Source organism: Feifania hominis, from assembly GCF_014384765.1.
Taxonomy (GTDB): Bacteria; Bacillota; Clostridia; order Oscillospirales; family Feifaniaceae; genus Feifania; species Feifania hominis.
The window spans coordinates 539420-557179 of sequence record NZ_JACRSP010000002.1 but is presented as its reverse complement, the minus strand read 5'-3'; the positions used below and the strand labels follow the sequence as shown (position 1 = coordinate 557179).

General features: G+C 60.3%; 15 protein-coding genes. 5 read left to right on the top strand and 10 right to left on the bottom strand.

The window, feature by feature from the left end:
- Positions 1 to 26: 26 nt before the first annotated feature.
- Genes H8695_RS06075 through H8695_RS06055 form a run of 5 tightly spaced genes read right to left on the bottom strand, consistent with a single transcriptional unit; the run spans position 27 to position 5219 of the window.
- Positions 27 to 599, bottom strand: coding sequence for a GNAT family N-acetyltransferase (locus H8695_RS06075; RefSeq protein WP_249300018.1), 573 nt, complete (start codon positions 597 to 599; stop codon positions 27 to 29).
- A gap of 54 nt (positions 600 to 653) precedes the next feature.
- The gene (locus tag H8695_RS06070) at positions 654 to 2093 is read right to left on the bottom strand and encodes a 4Fe-4S dicluster domain-containing protein (protein ID WP_249300017.1); all 1440 of its coding nucleotides are present in this window, start codon (positions 2091 to 2093) and stop codon (positions 654 to 656) included.
- Positions 2094 to 2106: 13 nt separating this feature from the next.
- Positions 2107 to 3282: a SpoIIE family protein phosphatase gene (locus tag H8695_RS06065; RefSeq protein WP_249300016.1), complete on the bottom strand. Its 1176-nt coding sequence runs from the start codon at positions 3280 to 3282 to the stop codon at positions 2107 to 2109.
- The gene (locus tag H8695_RS06060; protein ID WP_249300015.1) at positions 3269 to 4969 is read right to left on the bottom strand and encodes a [Fe-Fe] hydrogenase large subunit C-terminal domain-containing protein; all 1701 of its coding nucleotides are present in this window, start codon (positions 4967 to 4969) and stop codon (positions 3269 to 3271) included. Before H8695_RS06060 ends, H8695_RS06065 begins: the two co-directional genes overlap by 14 nt.
- 1 nt (position 4970) lies before the next feature.
- On the bottom strand, positions 4971 to 5219 hold the full coding sequence (locus H8695_RS06055; protein WP_249300014.1) for a (2Fe-2S) ferredoxin domain-containing protein: 249 nt from the start codon (positions 5217 to 5219) through the stop codon (positions 4971 to 4973).
- Between the two features lie 352 nt (positions 5220 to 5571).
- Between H8695_RS06055 and adhE the strand changes: the two genes are divergently transcribed.
- The 3 genes from adhE to H8695_RS06040 all read left to right on the top strand — a co-directional run bounded on the left by adhE (position 5572) and on the right by H8695_RS06040 (position 9767).
- Positions 5572 to 8181, top strand: coding sequence for a bifunctional acetaldehyde-CoA/alcohol dehydrogenase (adhE, locus tag H8695_RS06050; RefSeq protein ID WP_249300013.1), 2610 nt, complete (start codon positions 5572 to 5574; stop codon positions 8179 to 8181).
- Positions 8182 to 8418: 237 nt separating this feature from the next.
- Positions 8419 to 8769 carry a hypothetical protein gene (locus H8695_RS06045; RefSeq protein ID WP_249300012.1) on the top strand — a complete coding sequence of 117 codons (351 nt, stop codon included), beginning with the start codon at positions 8419 to 8421 and terminating at the stop codon, positions 8767 to 8769.
- Between the two features lie 5 nt (positions 8770 to 8774).
- On the top strand, positions 8775 to 9767 hold the full coding sequence (locus H8695_RS06040; protein WP_249300011.1) for an asparaginase: 993 nt from the start codon (positions 8775 to 8777) through the stop codon (positions 9765 to 9767).
- A gap of 75 nt (positions 9768 to 9842) precedes the next feature.
- Here H8695_RS06040 and H8695_RS06035 read toward each other — a convergent pair whose 3' ends face one another.
- From H8695_RS06035 to H8695_RS06025, 3 genes are all read right to left on the bottom strand, one after another.
- A complete protein-coding gene (locus H8695_RS06035) occupies positions 9843 to 10433 on the bottom strand; it encodes a flavin reductase family protein (protein WP_249300010.1) in 591 nt (196 codons plus the stop codon).
- A gap of 15 nt (positions 10434 to 10448) precedes the next feature.
- Positions 10449 to 11825, bottom strand: coding sequence for an MATE family efflux transporter (locus tag H8695_RS06030; RefSeq protein WP_249300009.1), 1377 nt, complete (start codon positions 11823 to 11825; stop codon positions 10449 to 10451).
- A gap of 127 nt (positions 11826 to 11952) precedes the next feature.
- Positions 11953 to 13032: a PrpF domain-containing protein gene (locus H8695_RS06025; RefSeq protein WP_249300008.1), complete on the bottom strand. Its 1080-nt coding sequence runs from the start codon at positions 13030 to 13032 to the stop codon at positions 11953 to 11955.
- Between the two features lie 67 nt (positions 13033 to 13099).
- Here H8695_RS06025 and H8695_RS06020 point away from each other — a divergent pair, with 67 nt between their 5' ends.
- Complete coding sequence (locus H8695_RS06020; protein ID WP_249300007.1) at positions 13100 to 14143, top strand: glycoside hydrolase family 10-like protein; 1044 nt, start codon at positions 13100 to 13102, stop codon at positions 14141 to 14143.
- 68 nt (positions 14144 to 14211) lie between these two features.
- On the opposite strand, the gene H8695_RS06015 is transcribed toward H8695_RS06020, so the two are convergent.
- Both H8695_RS06015 and H8695_RS06010 read right to left on the bottom strand, forming a co-directional pair.
- Complete coding sequence (locus tag H8695_RS06015) at positions 14212 to 15276, bottom strand: NAD/NADP-dependent octopine/nopaline dehydrogenase family protein (protein ID WP_249300006.1); 1065 nt, start codon at positions 15274 to 15276, stop codon at positions 14212 to 14214.
- A 25-nt stretch (positions 15277 to 15301) separates the two neighbouring features.
- Positions 15302 to 16972, bottom strand: a complete 1671-nt coding sequence (locus H8695_RS06010) for a cobalamin B12-binding domain-containing protein (RefSeq protein ID WP_249300005.1) — start codon at positions 16970 to 16972, stop codon at positions 15302 to 15304.
- A gap of 181 nt (positions 16973 to 17153) precedes the next feature.
- Between H8695_RS06010 and H8695_RS06005 the strand changes: the two genes are divergently transcribed.
- Positions 17154 to 17729 carry a rhomboid family intramembrane serine protease gene (locus tag H8695_RS06005; RefSeq protein WP_249300004.1) on the top strand — a complete coding sequence of 192 codons (576 nt, stop codon included), beginning with the start codon at positions 17154 to 17156 and terminating at the stop codon, positions 17727 to 17729.
- Positions 17730 to 17760 lie beyond the last annotated feature (31 nt).

Genomic DNA, 17760 nt, shown 5'->3' with positions numbered 1-17760 from the left:
AAAAGAACAGAAAAGAGGAGCGGCCCTCAGGGCCGCTCCTCTATTTTCTCAATGAAGTGGTTTTCGTACTGTTCCCAATATTTTCGCCAGACCCGGTCGACGCCGTCAAAATTCCGTTGATACAGCCGGAAGACGACGGGGATGTTTTTTGGCTGCCACTGCTCTTCGTAGGAGTAGCAGTAGTGCATGCCGAGCTTACGCATCACAGCGCCGCTGCGGGGATTGTTCACGTCGTGGGTCGCCGTGATGTAGGCAAGGCCGTCCTTTCGCAACTGGTCAACCACCGCGAGGCTCGCCTCGGTGACGATGCCCCGGTGCCAGAACTCGTGGCGCAGGCCGTAGCCGAAGTCATGGTTGTCGCTGCCGCTGACGTGAACGTAGCCGATGGGAACAAGATCGTCTTTCAGACAGATGGCGTACCGCAACCCACCGTCTCCGGGTGCGCGTTCGTGCATCATGGTGCGCGCCTCGTCGAGTGATTTTGTCGGATACCAGGGGAGAAAGCGGTTCGTCTCGAGATCCGACATGATGCGGTGATAGGCCTCCACATCCCCCTCATCAAAAGGGCGAAGAACCAGGCGCTCGGTTTCAAGATTCACGATCAAATAACCTCCGTGATGAAAGGGACATCCGGCCGCTCGATGGTGTGAGCTCTAATCTGCGACCGTCTTGAGCACGCCGATGGCGTCTGCGATGGTCTTCTCACGGGCCTCGGCGCCGTATTTGTCGACGTCGGCTTTGCTCTTCGGCCCGTGGGTAAGGCAGGCGGGGCCGCCGATGCAGCCGCCAACGCAGGCCATGCCCTCGATGAAGTTTGCGTCGAGCTTGCCGGCCTTGGCCTTGAGCAGCGCGAGCTTGCACTCCTCGATGCCGTCGCAGCTGACGCCCGAGAGCTTGAACTGCTCCTCGCCGATGCCGTGCTCCTTGAGCGCCTGGGCGACCGCGTCTGCAAGACCGCCGCAGCGCGCGAAGATGCGCCCGTAGTACGAGGCGTTGTCCAGCACACCCTCCGGCAGGTCCTCGGCGTGGATGCCGCGACTGTCGAGAAGAGCCTGAAGCTCCTCAAAGGTGATGACACAGTCGATGATATCGCGCACGGTCTCGCGCTTGATTTCCATCTTTTTGGAGGTACAGGGCCCGATGAAGACGATTTTCGCCGTGGGGTCGATCTTCTTGATGTACTGACCAACCATGGCCATCGGCGAGAGATTGTGGGAGATATGGCCCTGAAGCGCGGGGAACGCCTTTTCGATGTAGCTGACAAACGACGGGCAGCACGAGCTCATCAAAAAGCCCTTTTCGGCGAGCTCGAGAGATTCGCGGTCGGCCGTCATATCCGCGCCGAGAGCCGCCTCGACCACCGTGTGGAAGCCGAGCGCCTTGATGCCCGAGACCACCTGGCCGATTTTCGCGTAGGAGAACTGGCTCGAAATCGACGGGGCGATGACGGCGTAGGTCTTGTATTTCTTGTTGTTCTCCGACTTTCTCAGCAGATCAATGCACTCGAGGATATACGCCTTGTCGACGATCGCGCCGAAGGGGCACTGGTAGACGCACGCCCCGCAGGAGATGCACTTGTCATTGTCGATTGACGCTTTGCCCTCGTCGTTCATGGCGATGGCGTTGATTTTGCACGCGCGCTCGCAGGGGCGCACGGGCTTGTAGATCGCGCTGTAGGGGCAGGCGCTGATGCACTTGCCGCAGCCGATGCACTTGTCCTTGTCGATGCGGGCGTGGCGGTCGACGATGGTGATGGCCCCTTTCGGGCAGGCGTTCTGGCAGCGGTGCGCGATGCAGCCGCGGCAGGCGGGCCCTACGACAATGCGGTCGACCGGGCACTCGTCGCAGGCGATGGGCAGCACTTCGATGACATTTTCGTTCGACTTGTCGCCGCCCATGGCGAGCTTGACACGCTCCTCCACAATGGCGCGCTCCTTGTAGATGCAGCAGCGCATGGAGGACTCGGGGCCCGGAATGATGGTCTTGGGGATCTCGTAGTAGCACTCCTCAAGGCGGTCCTCCCACGCGAGACGGGCGACCTCTTTGAGCACTTTGTATTTGAGTTCCTGTACGTCGGTATCGAATAATCTCATAGATACCCTCTCTCTAGTAGTATTTTGCCGTGACCTGCTTGCCCATGCGGCGCAGCACGTCGACAAGGTCGTCGACCAGCCGCATTTTGATGCCGAGGTTGATGGGCAGGTCGGGGTTCTGGTGCGCCGGGTTCATGCTGCGCCCGACGTAGAAGTTGATGTGGGTCGCGTCCTCAAAGAGGAGTTTCGCGATCAGCGAGGCGCCGTCGCGCTTGTCGCGCCACTGGGTGTAAAAATCGTTTTGGCCGTAGTACTTGTTGGCGGTCTCGAGCACATGGCCGAGGGTGAGAACACCCTCGGTGACAAGGTCGATGCCCTTGATGTAGCCAATCGGCGGGATCTTGGGGTCGACGTAGTCGATGCTGGTTGTGACCTGTTCGCCGAGGTGGCGCGCGACAAGAGTCGAGGTGGTGCCGCCGCAGACGATGTGCTTGCCGCCGAGGGCGAGAAACTCGCCGATGATGCGCTCGTCGTCGGCCTTGTCGACCGGCGGGCCAATCATCAGATTGACCGTCTGGCGCTCGCGCACCCGCAGCACCGCGACGGTGGTGTCGTCGCCGGGCTGCTGCACATAGAGATCGTTGCAGGCGCCGCACAGGGCGGCCGCCATGGTCTGGGCCGACATGTCGGCAGAGTAGTTCTCCTCTACGAACTGCACGACGTTTTCGTGCTGCCAGCCGAAGTTCAAAAGCATGCCGACACCGGCGTGGATGACGCCGTCGCTCATGAGAATGAACATGTCGCCGAGCTCGGCCTTGATGCGGCTCTCGTAAATTTTCTTGCCGCAAATGAGCTTTTCCTGCTTGGGGTAGTCGACGTGTTTGCCGCCGCGCAGCAAAATGGCGTCGGGGTTGTCAAACTGCACAAGGTAGGTGTCGCCGTTGCGGCGCACCTGCAGAATGGTGAACGTGGAGTAGGCGACCTGCCTCACGCTGCACACCGGCAGCGTCTCGACGATGGTCGCGACACAGTCCTCGATGGGCTGGCCGTCGGCCATCATGGTGCCGATGATCTTCGAGGTCAGCGTCGAGAGCACATTCGCCTTGACGCCGCTGCCGAGCCCGTCGGCCAGAACCAGGGTGTAGGCGTCGTCGTGGTAGATCTTTTCGACCATGTCGCCGCAGAGCTCCTCGCCCTTTTTAAAGAGGCTGACATTGCCGCTCTCCATGTAGAAGTCATGCGTCCCCATGGCGCTCCTCCTCGGCGGCGACCACGTTCTTGAGCTTGTTGAGCGCGATTTTGGTCTCGGCCGTCGTCTCGCCGAGAAGCGAGGCGATCTCCTGCACGATGCGCATCTGCTTGCCGATGACCTTGTCGGTGATGTCCACCGTCTGGCGGCGCAGCTCGCGCAGATGTTCGTTTTCCTCCTCCTGCGCGGTGACGTCGCGCATGATGGCCACGAGCAGACCGTGGGCCTCGTCGTGCACGATGGAGAGCTCGACGTACTTCGACACTCCGCTAAGCCAGGTCTTCTTCTCATGCACGCTTCCGGCCTCCATGGCGACGTTGAAGTCCCAGGGGTCCATCAGCTCGCTGACCGGGCGGCCTATGTACCGCTTGACGCTGTCGAGCTGGAAGAGGCCCTCGGCGGCGCGGTTGATCTGCTGGATGTTGAGCTCCGTGTCGAGCGCCAGAATGGCGTTCGGGGTGGAGTTGATGATCTGGTTCGAGAAAGACTCGGCGCGCTCTTTCATGTAGGGCAGGCACATCTCAATGTCGGCCTTGCCCTGGTAGACGGCGATGGCCTTTTCCCGGCAGGTGGGGTAGCCGCAGCAGCCGCAGTTGAGTTCATGCTCGGGCAGCGTCTTGCCGGTTCTCGCGAGGATCTCGCGAATCTGTGCCTCGCCCGGGTAGTCGCGCCGGAGTTCGTCGGGCGCGTAATCGCGGCCGATGGGGAATGTGACCGCCGCATCAAAATCGCGTCCGGGCGCCGCGGCGCAGGCGGCGTAATTGTCCACGCGGCCCTCGGCGCGCAGGCGGCCCATGCGGTTTTTCTGAATCGAGGGGCCGTTGATGCAGCTGCCGACGCAGGCGCTCATCTCGATGAAGCAGCGGTGCACCTTGCCGGTGGTGATCTCCTGCAGCGCCTCGATGCACTGCTCCACGCCGTCGACGGCGATATACTTGTAGTCGGGGGCCTGGTCCATGCTCGCGAGGATGCCGCCCGCACGCGGGAAAAAGCGCGAGCGGAACGTGGAGCCGTCGAGCTTGTCGTCTTTCGGTAGCTCGATGTGCTCCTCGCGCAGCCAGTCGGCCACTTCGTCAAAGGTCAGCACACAGTCGATCATGCCCGGGTACCGCTCCGCCTCGTCGATTTTGGAGATGCACGGCCCGATAAAGACGGTGTAGCAATCGGGGTCCTGCTGCTTGAGGTAGCGCCCGTGTGCGAGCATGGGCGAGAGGGTGTGAGCGAGATATTTGAGCGCGTCGGGGTAGTATTTTTCAATCAGGCGGGTCACCGAGTGGCAGCAGGACGAGATGATGACGTCGTGCTCGCCGCTTGCGACCATGCGCTCGTATTCGGTCTTGGCGATGTAGGCGCCGAGTGCGGTCTCGTGGGCCTCAGCGAAGCCGAGCTTCTGAAGAAGCTCCTCAAACTGCGCAATGCCCGAGCACTCAAAACCGGCGATGAACGAGGGCGCGACCGAAGCCACGACCCGCCGGCCGGCGGCGATGGCGTCGCGCACCTTTTGTACATCGTTTCGCGGTTCCTTGGCGTTCTGCGGGCAGACTACCACACAGCGCCCGCAGAGCAGGCACTCGTCCGCGATGATCTGGGCCTGGTGGTCCTTGATGCGGATGGATTTGACCGGACATTCGCGGATGCATTTGTAACAGTCTTTGCAATTTGCCTTTTGAAAACGCAGCACTTCCATGTCACTTCACCCGGCTGAGAATATGCTGGTTGAATTTCTCCTCGCAGTTCTCCTTGTTGAGTCCGGTGACAAACTCCTCGCCGACCTTGACGGTGACGCCGTCGGTGCAGTGGCCAAGGCAGAAAGAGGCGCTCAGGTTCACCTTGTCCTGCAGACCGTGCTGCTCGATGAGCGATTTGAACCCGCCGATGATGTCATAGGAACCTCTCAGGTGGCAGGAGCTGCCGATGCAAACGAATACGTCCAACATAATAAGTCCTCTCCCTTAACAAGCGTATTTTGTCGATTGTTAATTATTTAACACTACAATTATTATACATGGGCAAAAGGGGTACTGTCAAGCGGCGAAACACGCAAAAAACAGGGAGAAATCTTGTGCTTTTCGCCAGGGGAGGCAACCGTTTCCAGCCGGTGAGAAAAAGACAGAAAACAGTGGAAAAATCACCCGGTTTTCGGTATGATAGAATAGAGAGGGAAAAAGATTGTTAAATTTTTATCAATTATTTTTCTTCAACCTCTTGACGCGGCCCTTGGGATAGAGTATATTATTGTTATAAAATTAACAATCAGCCAAAATGGGAATCAATTGAGGAGGAACAGAAATGGCAAAAGAGAAAGTTGTCAAAGACCCGAAGACGGTGGATGTCAAAGCGATGGTCGACGAGCTGGTCGAAAAGGCCGACGTTGCGCTTCGCGAGTACATGTCCCTGACGCAGGAGCAGGTGGACGAGATCGTTCATGCGATGAGCCTTGCGGGACTCGACGCCCACTTTGACCTTGCGAAGATGGCGTATGAGGAGACCGGCCGCGGCGTCGTCGAGGACAAGGTCATCAAGAACATGTTCGCCACCGAGTACATCTACCACTCGATCAAGTATCAGAAGACCGTCGGCATTGTCGACGAAAACGAGATGGAGGGCTACGTCGAGGTCGCGGAGCCGGTCGGCATCGTCGCCGGCGCCACCCCGGTTACAAACCCCACCTCGACCACCATGTTCAAGTCGCTCATCTGCGCCAAGACGAGAAACCCGATCATCTTCGGCTTCCACCCGTCGGCTCAGAAGTGCTCGGCCGAGGCTGCTCGCATCGTGCGCGACGCGGCGGTAAAAGCGGGCGCGCCCGCCAACTGCATCCAGTGGATCGAGCACCCCTCCATCGAGGCGACCACCTATCTGATGAATCACCCGAAAGTCTCGCTGATTCTCGCGACCGGCGGCGCCGGCATGGTCCGCTCGGCCTACAGCTGCGGCAAGCCCGCGCTCGGTGTCGGCCCGGGCAACGTCCCCTGCTACATTGAGAAATCCGCCAACGTCAAGCGCGCCTGCACAGACCTGATGCTCTCGAAGACCTTTGACAACGGCATGATCTGTGCCTCCGAGCAGGCAGTCATTGTCGACAAGGAAATTGCAGCCCCGTTTGAGCAGTTCATGAAAGAGAACAACTGCTATTTCACCGATGAGAAAGAGACTGAGCTTCTCTCGAAATACGTCATCAAGGAGGACGGTCACTCGGTCAACGCCGCCGTCGTCGGCAAGCCTGCCACATGGATTGCCGAGCAGGCGGGCATCAAAGTCCCGAAAGACACCAAGATTCTCATCGCCAAGCTCCCCGAGCCGAAAGACGAGTACCCGCTGGCGCATGAGAAGCTCTCGCCGGTGCTCGCGTACTTTGTCTGTGAGGACGCAAAGCAGGGCTTCGACTATGCAAATAGGATGCTTGAGCTCGGCGGTCTCGGCCACTCGGCCGTCATCCACTCCTCCAACGAGGAACTGTGCCAGAAGTACAGCGAGGCCATGCGTGTCGGCCGCGTGATCGCAAACTCCCCGTCGTCGCAGGGCGCCATCGGCGACATCTACAACACCAACACTCCCTCCCTCACACTGGGCTGCGGTTCCTACGGGCACAACTCGACCACGTCGAACGTCTCGTCGGTCAACCTCATCAACAAAAAACGCCTGGCCAAGAGGAGAAAAAATATGCAGTGGTTCAAAGTTCCGCCGAAGATCTTCTTTGAGTATGACTCCATTCAGTACCTCGAGAAGATGCCGAACATCTCGCGTGCGTTCATCGTCACAGACCCGGTCATGGTCTCGAGCGGCTATGTTGACAAGATTCTCTACTATCTGAGAAAGCGCAGCGAGTACTGCCACAGCGAGATCTACGCCGACGTTGAGAGCGATCCGTCGGTTGAGACCATCATGCGCGGTGTCGAGGCCATGAAGCGCTTCCAGCCCGATGTCATCATCGCGCTCGGCGGCGGCTCCGCCATGGATGCGGCCAAGGGCATGTGGCTCTTCTATGAGCACCCTGACACCAGCTTCGACGGCCTGCGCCTGCGTTTTCTGGACATCCGCAAGAGAACATTCTCTTTCCCGAAACTCGGCACAAAGACACAGATGGTCTGCATTCCGACCACTTCCGGCACCGGGTCGGAGGTCACGTCGTTCTCGGTCATCACCGACAAGAAAAACGGCAACATCAAGTACCCGCTTGCCGACTATGAGCTGACGCCGGACGTCGCCATCATCGACCCGCAGTTCTGCATGACCATGCCCAAGTCCATCACGGCCGACACCGGTCTCGACGTTCTGACCCACGCGATGGAGGCCTATGTCTCGGTCATGGCGTCCGACTACACCGACGGCCTCGCGCTGCAGGCGATTGAGCTCGTCTTTGAGAATCTCAAAAAGGCCTACGACAACGGCTCCGACGCTGTCGCACGCGAGAAGATGCACAATGCCTCGGCCATCGCCGGCATGGCGTTCACCTCGGCGTTCCTCGGGCTCAACCACTCGATGGCCCACAAGCTCGGCGGCGAGTTCCACATTCCGCACGGGCGCGCAAACGCCATCCTGCTGCCCTACGTCACGGCCTACAACGCGTCGAAGCCCACCAAATTTGCGGCGTTCCCGAAATATGAGAAGTTCATCGCCGACAGAAAGTACGCCAAGATCGCGAAGTTTTTGGGGCTTCCTGCCTCGACCACCGAAGAGGGCGTGCAGAGCCTGATCAAGGCCATCCGCGAGCTGATGAAGTCGCTCAATGTGCCGATGTCCATCAAGGAGGCGGGCGTTGACGAGAAAGAGTTCTTCAAGACCATCGACGGACTCTCGGAGCGCGCCTTTGAGGATCAGTGCACCACTGCGAATCCGCGTTACCCGCTCATCAGCGAAATCAAGCAGATCTACACCGACGCCTACTACGGCAAATAAGACCAGATGAAAAAGACGGGGCTTTGCCCCGTCTTTTTTGTGTGCTATAATAGCCGGTAGCGGCTGTTATCATTTGTTTCAGACCATGCTCTCGTCCCTGCGGGACGGCTGAAAACATGACCGCATCATACCATGACCGCTGCGCTCCCATGGTATAGCCGGTAGCGGCCGCGCTGGAAATCTCTTATATCACAGTGTGCCTGAGGAAAACATCAGCCCGACTCTGGAGGAACAACAATGGAATTTGATTTTTACACCATGCTCTTTGCGGTCACATTCGGGGCCTTTCTCATCTGCCTTGCCATCACCCTGATTCAGCGCGCGCAGGACAACAATGTCCTCAAGCAGTGCCGCGCAGACGGCAGTGAGAAGACCGACACTTTCACGCACAAGGGCGTGCGCTATGACAGAGAGAAGTACATCTCCCTGCGGGTGGACAAGCTGCTCGCACGTGCGACCATGCACAAAAAGGAGCTCCAGCGCCGGCTTGACCGGGCCCGCGAGAAGCTCTACGGAGAAAATGCCTGCGAGCTCGACAAAATCGAAGTTGAAGTCTACAAGCGGGCACTCGCCTGCAAGGAGAAGTGAGAAAAATGGCAAAACGCGTTCTGCTTTTGACAACCGGCGGCACAATCGCCTCCCGCCCCGGCGCGCAGGGTCTCGCTCCTGAGCTGGGGCCGGCGGCGCTGCTCAGCTATGTGCCGGAACTCGGCGAGCGCTTTGAGATTGACTGCCGCGCCGTGCTGAATCTCGACTCCTCAAACATCCAGCCCGAGGAGTGGCGAATCATCGCAAACGCGGTCTACGAGGGCCTGCCGGGGTACGATGGAATTGTTGTCACCCACGGTACCGACACCATGGCCTACACCTCATCCATGCTGAGTTTCATGCTTTTGAATCTGACAAAGCCCGTGGTCCTCACGGGCTCTCAGCTGCCGATCGATGAGCCTCTGACCGACGCGCGCATCAACCTGCACACTGCTTTCTCCGCGGTCGAAGCCGGAATTCCGGGAGTGAGCGTGGCCTTTGACCGCAAGATCATCCGCGGCTGTCGGGCGGTCAAGGTGAGCACCATGGGCTTCGATGCCTTTGCAAGCGTCAACGCGCCGTGCCTTGCCGAGGTGTTCGCCGACGGCCTGCGGCTGATGTCTCCCTCTGCGGCAGGCAGCGGCGAGACGGTTCTGCGCGATGAGCTCTGCACGGACGTCTTTTTGCTCAAGCTGATTCCCAGCACCCGACCGGAGCTCTTTGACCAGTTTCTCTCCATGAACTACCGGGGTGTTGTCATTGAGGCCTTCGGCGCGGGCGGACTGCACTTCATCCGGCGGGATCTGCTGTCCAAGCTCCAGCAGCTCGAGGATGCGGGCATCGCGGTCGTGACCTGCAGCCAGTGTCTCTTTGAGCGAAGCGACTTCTCCCTGTATGAAGTCGGCAAGCTCGCGCTCGAACGCGGCGTCATCGAAGCGCGCGACATGACGACTGAAGCCGCCGTCACCAAGCTCATGTGGGCGCTCGGCCAGTGCGACACCGTGGAGGGTGTGCGCAGGATCTTTGCCACAAACTATGCGGGTGAGATCACACTTTAATTTACAAATAGTATTATTTAGATAAAAATAAACAAGAACGGGCCAAAATGGCCCGTTCTTTTGTGTTTTATGGCGTCAGCGCCGCTCTCTGTCGGCGGGTTTTGCGCGGCGCTTTTTGACTGAGTAGCCCATCCGGCCGATCTTTCGGCCGAGGGCAAAGTACTCCCCGTGGGCAAAAGCACAGAGCCCCGCCTTGTCAAGGCGCAGCTTTCCGCGCTCATCGAGGAGCTTTTCCTCGACATCGACCGAGAGAATCTCGGCGAGAAACATGGTGTGCGAGCCGAGATTGAACGTTTCCTTCACACGGCACTCGAGCGCGAGCGGACTCTCCTGAAGACGGGGGGCAGCCACATGCTGCGACGGCTCGGCGGTCAGGTGGGCGAGCTTGAACTTGTCAGTATCCCGGCCGGAGCGCACGCCGCACAGGTCGATGGCCCGCACGAGAGCGGCCGTCGGAAGATTGATGACAAATTCACCGCTGCGTTCGATGAGCCCATACGAGAAGCGCTCCGGCCGGATGGAGACATAGGTCATGGGCGGGCTTGAGTTGACGATGCCGGTCCAGGCGACGGTCAGAACATTGGGGCTGTCCACCGTGCCGCAGGTGACGAGCGCCGGCGGGAGCGGACCGAGCTGGGTCGAGGGCTTCCAGACTTGCTTTGCCATAGAGAACTCCTTTCGTCAGGCGATGTCCGCCGGGTTGCCGGTGCGGGTCACATCCCGAATCCACTTGCCGCTTCGTATGCGCACAGAGGAGACGATCATCTTGACCGGCTCATCAATTTTGAGACACAAGAAGACCAGCGGCGCGGGAAAGTGCAGCACCAGTCCGGCAATGGCGCCGAAAGGCACGGAGATCGCCCACATGAATATCAAATCCACCATCAGAACGAAACGGGTGTCGCCGCCGCCGCGCAGAATGCCGACAAGCGAGGGCGATGTGTAGCTGATGGAGAACATGATGACGCTCATCACAATCATGAACTGCGAGGCGAGCGCCTTGGTCGAATCGGGTACGTTGTAGAGATTGATGATGGGGTTTTTCAGCAGCAGCATCAGACCGCAGGCGCATGCGCCGATGATGAGAAAGAAGACCTGAAACGTGCGCACATACTCCTTGAGCTTGTCGTGCCGGCCCTCGCCGATGGTCTTGCCGACGATGACGGCTGAGGCATTCGAGATGCCGAAGATGAAGACGTTGACAAACTGCTGCACGACCGAGACGATGGAGTTTGCCGCCACCGCGTCGTCGCCGAGCCGCCCGAGAATCATCGACTGCACCGCCACGGCGAGACTCCAGAGCGTCTCGTTGACGACAACCGGCAGCCCGTGGCGGCGAAAGTCAGCCGAGAGCTCGCGGTCGCGCACAAAGAGGTCGCGAAACCGCAGATGGAGCTTCTTGTCAAAGAAAGCGATGTAGCCGACGATGATGACAAATTCACTGATGCGCGCGCAGAGCGTCGCAATGGCGGCGCCCGTGATGCCGAGGGCCGGAAAACCAAATTTGCCGAAGATCAGGCAGTAGTTTAAAATCACGTTGAGCACAAAGGAGGTGCTGGTGACCGCCACCGAAATTCTGACGACCTCGATGCTGCGCAGCGTCATCATCAGGGTGTTTGCCACGCCGAAGAAGAGATAGGTAAAGCCGATTACCCGCAGATAGCGAACCCCCTCGGCGATGACCGCCTCGCTCGGAGTGAAAATGCGCATGATCTGGCCGGGAAAACCGAGCACAAGTGCTGAGAGTATCACCGAGCAGCAGAATGCGATGCGCAGCGCAATGGCAAAGATGTGACGGATGCGCTCCATGTCCTTTTTGCCCCAGTACTGCGCGATGAGCACCGCCGCGCCCGAACCGATGCCAAAGGTCATGACATTGAAGACAAAGCCGGGCTGGTTGGCAAGCGCCGACGCGGACAACTGGGTCTGGCCGAGCTGTCCGACCATGACGGTATCCATCATGCTGACGCCGAACGATATCAGATTCTGCAGCGCAATGGGTACCGCGATGGCAATCATATTGCGGTAAAAAGAGCGGTCGCGTGAGAGGGAAAGCATAGAAAACTCCTCCTAACAGTGTCAAAGTCCGCCGCAGGCAGACAAGTTCCACTATTATAACATGAGCGAGCGCCCTTGTAAATGACCGCCGGTCTGGCCCGGCGGAAATATGCGGCCGCAGTTGGGATTACAGGTGCAGCACCCCATCGAAGATGCAGTGTGCCGAGCGCAGAATGTCGGCACAGGCAATTTGACCGTCTTCGAGGGTGAGTGTCACGGGAAAGAGGCCGGCGGGATGGCCGAGCACCACCCGGTGCTCCCCGGGCTTCGCACCGTTTGAGCAGCAGACAGTACCCGGCAGCAGGGTGGCCGCGGCTGCCGCAATGGCAGCGGCAGCCGGGAAAGTCGGGTGCTGATGGCGGATGAAAGCGCGGGAGAGAAAGTCGAAGCGGCTGCGTGAAATCGGCTGTCCGTCCGCCGTGGTATAGTCGGCCGCAGGGGCGAGCAGTGCCACATGGGGCACATAGGTCGACTGGGTCGCAGCCTGTTGCGGCCGCTCGACAAGCCCGAAGAGGACGGCCGCCTGGGCGCGCAGCGCGCCGATGTCGCGCAGCAGCGCGGCGCGCGCGTCCAAATCCGGCTCGTCGCCGCGCACGCCGAGGTCGGCTGCGCGCACCACCACCGTGGGATTGGCGCAGTCGATGAGCGTCGCCTCGACCCTGCCGCCGGGCAGCGAGAAGACATCCGTGTGCCGGCCGGTCGGGAAGAGACGGCCGGTCAGCGAGCCGCCGGGAGCGAGAAAGCGCAGTTGGACGGGCGCACCGTCGGGTGCGCCCGCAACAGCCGTGTCGCCAGTGTCGGTGACGCGGCCGCCTGAGACCGGTATGCGGGCGAGGACGATGCGGCCCGTGTTGGTGTTGTGGATGCGCACAGTGGTCTCCGGTGCGCACGGGGCAACAAGTCCCGCCGCGACGGCATAGGGGCCGATGGCTGAGGTGAGATTGCCGCAGCTGCCACGGTGCTCGACATGACCGGTGCGCCAGTCGACCTGGTAGTGGGTAAAGTCGACGTCCGCGTCGGGGCGGGTGGGCGCCGCGACAACCTCAATCTTGCCAGAGGGGAAATCGGGCCCGAGCGAGCCGCCCCGCCCACGGACAATGCGCAGACAGAGCTCTTTCAGCGCGGCCGAATCGCCGGGCAGATGTTCGCCGCGCAAAATGACCGCACGGCTCGTGCCGCCACGCCAGTAGGAGAATGGAATGTCCATGAGAACCGACCTTTCGTGTTCTATTGTCTGTGTTTTGGCGATAAACTGATAGTCAGGGGGTGTCAAAATGAAGAGACTGATTGCTGCGCTGCTCGCAGTAACGTTGCTGCTGAGCGGGTGCGCGATGCGGCCCAACGTCCTCGACGGACAGATGCGGGGCGTGTGGATCTCCTATCTCGAGTACGGCAGGATTCTCACCGGCAAAACCGAGCAGGAATTTACCGAGAGCATCTCGCAGATGTTCGCCCGCCTGAGCGAGGAGGGCTACAACACCGCAGTGGTACAGGTGCGCTCACACGGCGATGCCTACTATCCCTCTGAGCTCTACCCCTGGTCAAAGTATGTCACGGGGACCGTCGGGGTCGATCCCGGCTTCGATCCGTTGGCCATCATGGTTCAGCAGGCACATTTGGCCGGCCTCTCCCTGCAGGCGTGGATCAATCCCTACCGTCTGATGCGCGATGAGGAACTCGCACTGGTGTCGCAGGACTATGCCGTCGCCCGCTGGTTCGGCGAGAGCGAGTACATGGTAAAAGAGGGGGAGTACTGGTACCTCAACCCCGGAAGCCCCGCCGTACAGGAGCTGATCTTCACCGGTGTGCAGGAGCTTGTGACAAACTATGCCGTTGACGGCGTTCAGATCGACGACTACTTCTATGTGCCGACGGCAGCCGCCTTTGGCCACACCGAGACCCAGGCCCGTTCCTACACGAGCCAGATGGTGAGGGGGATCTATGACACCATCAAAAACGTGGATGAGAGTCTGCTCTTCGGCGTGAGCCCGGCGGGCAACTACACCGATGTGCCGGTGTCGGATCTGACACAGCTGACAGACCTTGTCACCTGGTGCACCACGCCCGGCTATATGGACTATGTGGCCCCGCAGATCTACTGGGGCTTTGAGGACGAAAACGCCCCCTTTGAGCAGGTTCTACGGCGGTGGGAAGAGCTCTGCGCCGGCGGGCCTGTGGCGCTGGTCGTGGGGCTTGCCGCCTACAAATTCCCGACGGGCGGCGAGATCGAGCGCCAGATTGAACGGGTGGAGAGCTCCCCCGTCGCCAGGGGTTATCTCATCTTTCGCTACGACGACTGGTTTCCTCCCTCAGAGTAGCACGACCGGGCTCTGTCTGCAAGAGAAAGAGCGCGCAGCTTGTTGCTGCGCGCTCTTTTGTGTGCTTTTCAGGCGCTGCGCCGCCCGATCAGAGCGTCGAGATCGAGCCGGAACTCGTTTCGCCCCTCGGCGTAGAAGTCGCGCCCGTATACCGCCGAGGCCCAGCGGATGACGGCCTCGGTCACCGGCATCTCAATGCCGAACCGCCGCCCCATGGCAAGCATGGGAACGCAGCCGGTGGGCACGTCCTCAAAGACATAGCGGGTGCAGAGGTCGGTCGGCGTGTAGACCTCGCGGTAGGCGTCGGTGTTCTGCAGACACTCGTAGACGGTCGCCCCGCGGCTGCCGTACTTGTCAAAGAGCCAGTCGAGCACGGGAAGCGTCTGAACTCCCATGGCCCTTGCCACGGCGACACGCTCAGCGTCCATGCGTTCGATCATACTGCCGACAAGCGGAGAAATGGCGTTCTGATAGTAGAGAAACCGCTCCTTTGCCTCGACCCTTGTGAGGTTCATCAGAATGGGCAGAGGGTGAAAAATCATCCCCATATTGCCAAATCCGGTCTCCAGTACATCCTTTGCCCCCTCGACGGTGGGGAAGACCCGCCGCAGCGTCTCGACGACAAGCGGCGTGCGCGCGGCGTCGTGGGCCGCGACTTTCATGTGGTCTTTGATCTTGTATACCACGGGCTGTCCCACCGCGGCGCAGCGGCAGGTGAAGATGAAAGTCTCCGCCTCCGCCACGACGACGCGGCTCTCGCAGCCGCTCTCGCGCAGGGCCTGCTCAAAGGTGAATGTGCCGAATGTGCGCCCGGGATTGAGCACGATGATCTGCCCGTCCTCGAGATGAGGCGCCATCTCCCGTGCGACGACATGGTGGTATTGCGAGGGAGTGGTGACCATGATCAGATGAGCGCCGCGTACCACCGCCCCCATATCACAGGAGATCAGAGAGATGGGAACCTCGGCCTCGGTGACGCCCGAGAGGGTGAAGACATTCGAGGGAAACATATCGACGCGCTGCTGCTCGCGCGCGTAGAGGGCGGCCTCATAGCCGCGGTAGGTGTAGTAGGCGGCGAGTGCCTGACCGCCGTTGCCCGAACTGATGATGGCGACTCTGTTTTGATTGAGCATGCATAGACTCCTTTCCATTCGGCGCTCAGACGGCGTCAAGGCGGCGGGTGAGCCCTGCGAGATTGCCGTGGGCCTCGAGCGCCGCAAACCGCTCGGTCTCGCTGAGCGGTCTGCCGGCGGCCTCGTCATAGGCCACGCAGGCCCCGTTTTGCATCCGGGTGCGCAGGATTCCCCTGTATTTGTCGTTTTTGAGAATGTGAGGCGCGTCGAGAATGCCCCGCCGGATACAGTCGGCGAGCACGGCCGGATCGGTCAGCGGATCCTCGCTGGCAGGGTAGCTGCGCTCGATAAACTGCAGCAGCGTGCGCGCCTCACGTACAAGCTCGACCCGCCGGCGCTGCACATCGGTGTCGCTTGCAGCGCGGGCGTTTCCGTAGAGAGTCGAGCGGATCACCCCGCGCACAATGCGGCAGCTCTCGATGACCACGTCGGGGGTGGCGGCGTGCTCCGCCTCGCTGTAGCCAACCACATGGATGATGTGGGGGTGGATCGCCATCTGCAGCATGGTGGAGGCGGCGAGCTGGCCCTTGGCCACGTCGAGGTCCGCACTCAGGAAGGGAAGCCCCGCACGGGTCTCGCGCCAGATGACGAAGTCGGGTGACGCGAGGCTCTCGGTGAGTTCCACCTGGGCGAGCACTTTTGCAAGATCCATGGAAAAGCTCATGGAGCCGGGAATGTTGAACATGTACTGCGCCACATAGTGACGCACGCCGAAGCGCTTGGCGTTGCGGGCGCTGATGTAGGCCATCGCGACCGAGATCACATCGTGCGCGTCGCGCAGCCCCCAGTGGTGGGGTTCGTTGACCTCAACAGGAATGCCGCGTTCCCCGTGCCAGGCCATCAGGCGCTGGGCCTCGGCGATGGAAGTCTCAAGGGGCCTTGTCCCGCGGCCGTCAAGCTCGTTGTACCAGCACAGCGGCACGGCACACCAGGCATTATCAATCGTATCATGCAGAACCTGCGCAAAGCGCATCACGTCGGCCGTGCCGCTGTAGCAGCGCATCAGCGGACGGTTTCCAGTCTGCGAGGCCGCCTTGAGCCGGCGAAACTCATCCGCCGTGCGGACCGGCACGCCCCCCGCGCCCTCGAGAGCGGGATCGCGGCGCCCGGGCTCAAAGAAGTACTGCTGAGTGTTCTGGTCCGGGCCGAGAGAGATCACATCGAGCACCGAGGCGGACGAGATCGCGCGGATGCCCGCCTCGGTCTCGGCAAAGGAGGGAAGACCAAAGTGGTGGCGCAGCAGCGGGTAGGGCCGCTTCTGATTGATGCGCGCCGCGAGAGTCTGAGCTCCCTCGTTGAGCTCTGCCGGGCGGTCTATGCCGCGCAAAAAGGCGATGCAGTCGTCAAGGTCCTCCGTGCCGTCAAAGATCTTGTCAAAAAAGTGTTCGCCCCGCGCGAGCTCCGCCACGGGCCGCGTGCCGGCGAAGACCCAGCGCGGCTTGCAGGTGAGCCGCTCGGCGCCCTGCCGGAGCTGCCGAACGAGCGGCACGACATTCTCCGGCGTCAGGCGATAGCCCACCGACACCAGATAGGGCCGATGCTGCTCCACCTGCCGTAAAAGCTGTGGAATTTCAACCGCGGGGCCGAGAAAGAGGGTGTCGTACCCCTCGTCCGCCGCCAGGTTTAAAAAGTGCATCGCGCCCGCCACGTGAACGCAGTTGCCGATGGCCGCGGCCAGTATCAGCTTTTTACTCATTCGGTCGCCTCCTCACAGGTTGTTGTCAAGTGACAACTTGTTTATTTAATAAAGTTGTTACTAACAGTTTACCGCATAATTGTGAACAAGTCAAAAACAATTTGTGAAAATGTTTCTATTTTACATTTTGACTGTTTCACTGCTTATATGGTAGGATTTGCTTAGAGGAGGAGGGTTTGTCATGCTGAAAAAAATCCACTACAATTCGCCGGTTGTGCTCACGTATTTTTTTGTGTCCCTTGCGGTGCTTATGCTCGGCTGGCTCACGGGGGAGTGGACGACGATGAAGCTCTTTTCGGTCTATCGGTCGTCTCTTGCCGATCCGCTGGGCTATGTGCGGCTGTTCGGCCATGTTCTCGGTCATAGCGGCTACGCCCACTTCGCGGGCAATATGGTGCTGCTGCTTGTGGTGGGAGCGCCGCTGGAAGAGAAGTATGGCAGCCGTACGCTGCTCGCCGGAATGGCGCTTACAGCCCTCGCAACGGGAGTGCTGCAGTGCCTCTTTTTCCCGGGTTCGGCTCTGCTCGGCGCGAGCGGTGTGGTCTTCATGCTCATCATGCTCTCGTCGTTGTCGGGCATGCGTGAGGGATCCATTCCGCTGACGTTGATCCTCGTTGCGGTGCTCTACCTCGGCCAGGAGGTCTACGCCGCCGTTGCCGTGAGGGACAATGTCGCACATTTCATGCATCTGGTGGGCGGCGCCTGCGGCACAGCTTTTGGCTACCTTGTCGCCCGCCGGCGCGCTTGGAAGCAGTGAACAGAGCCCTGGCCGACGGGGGCTGCTAAGG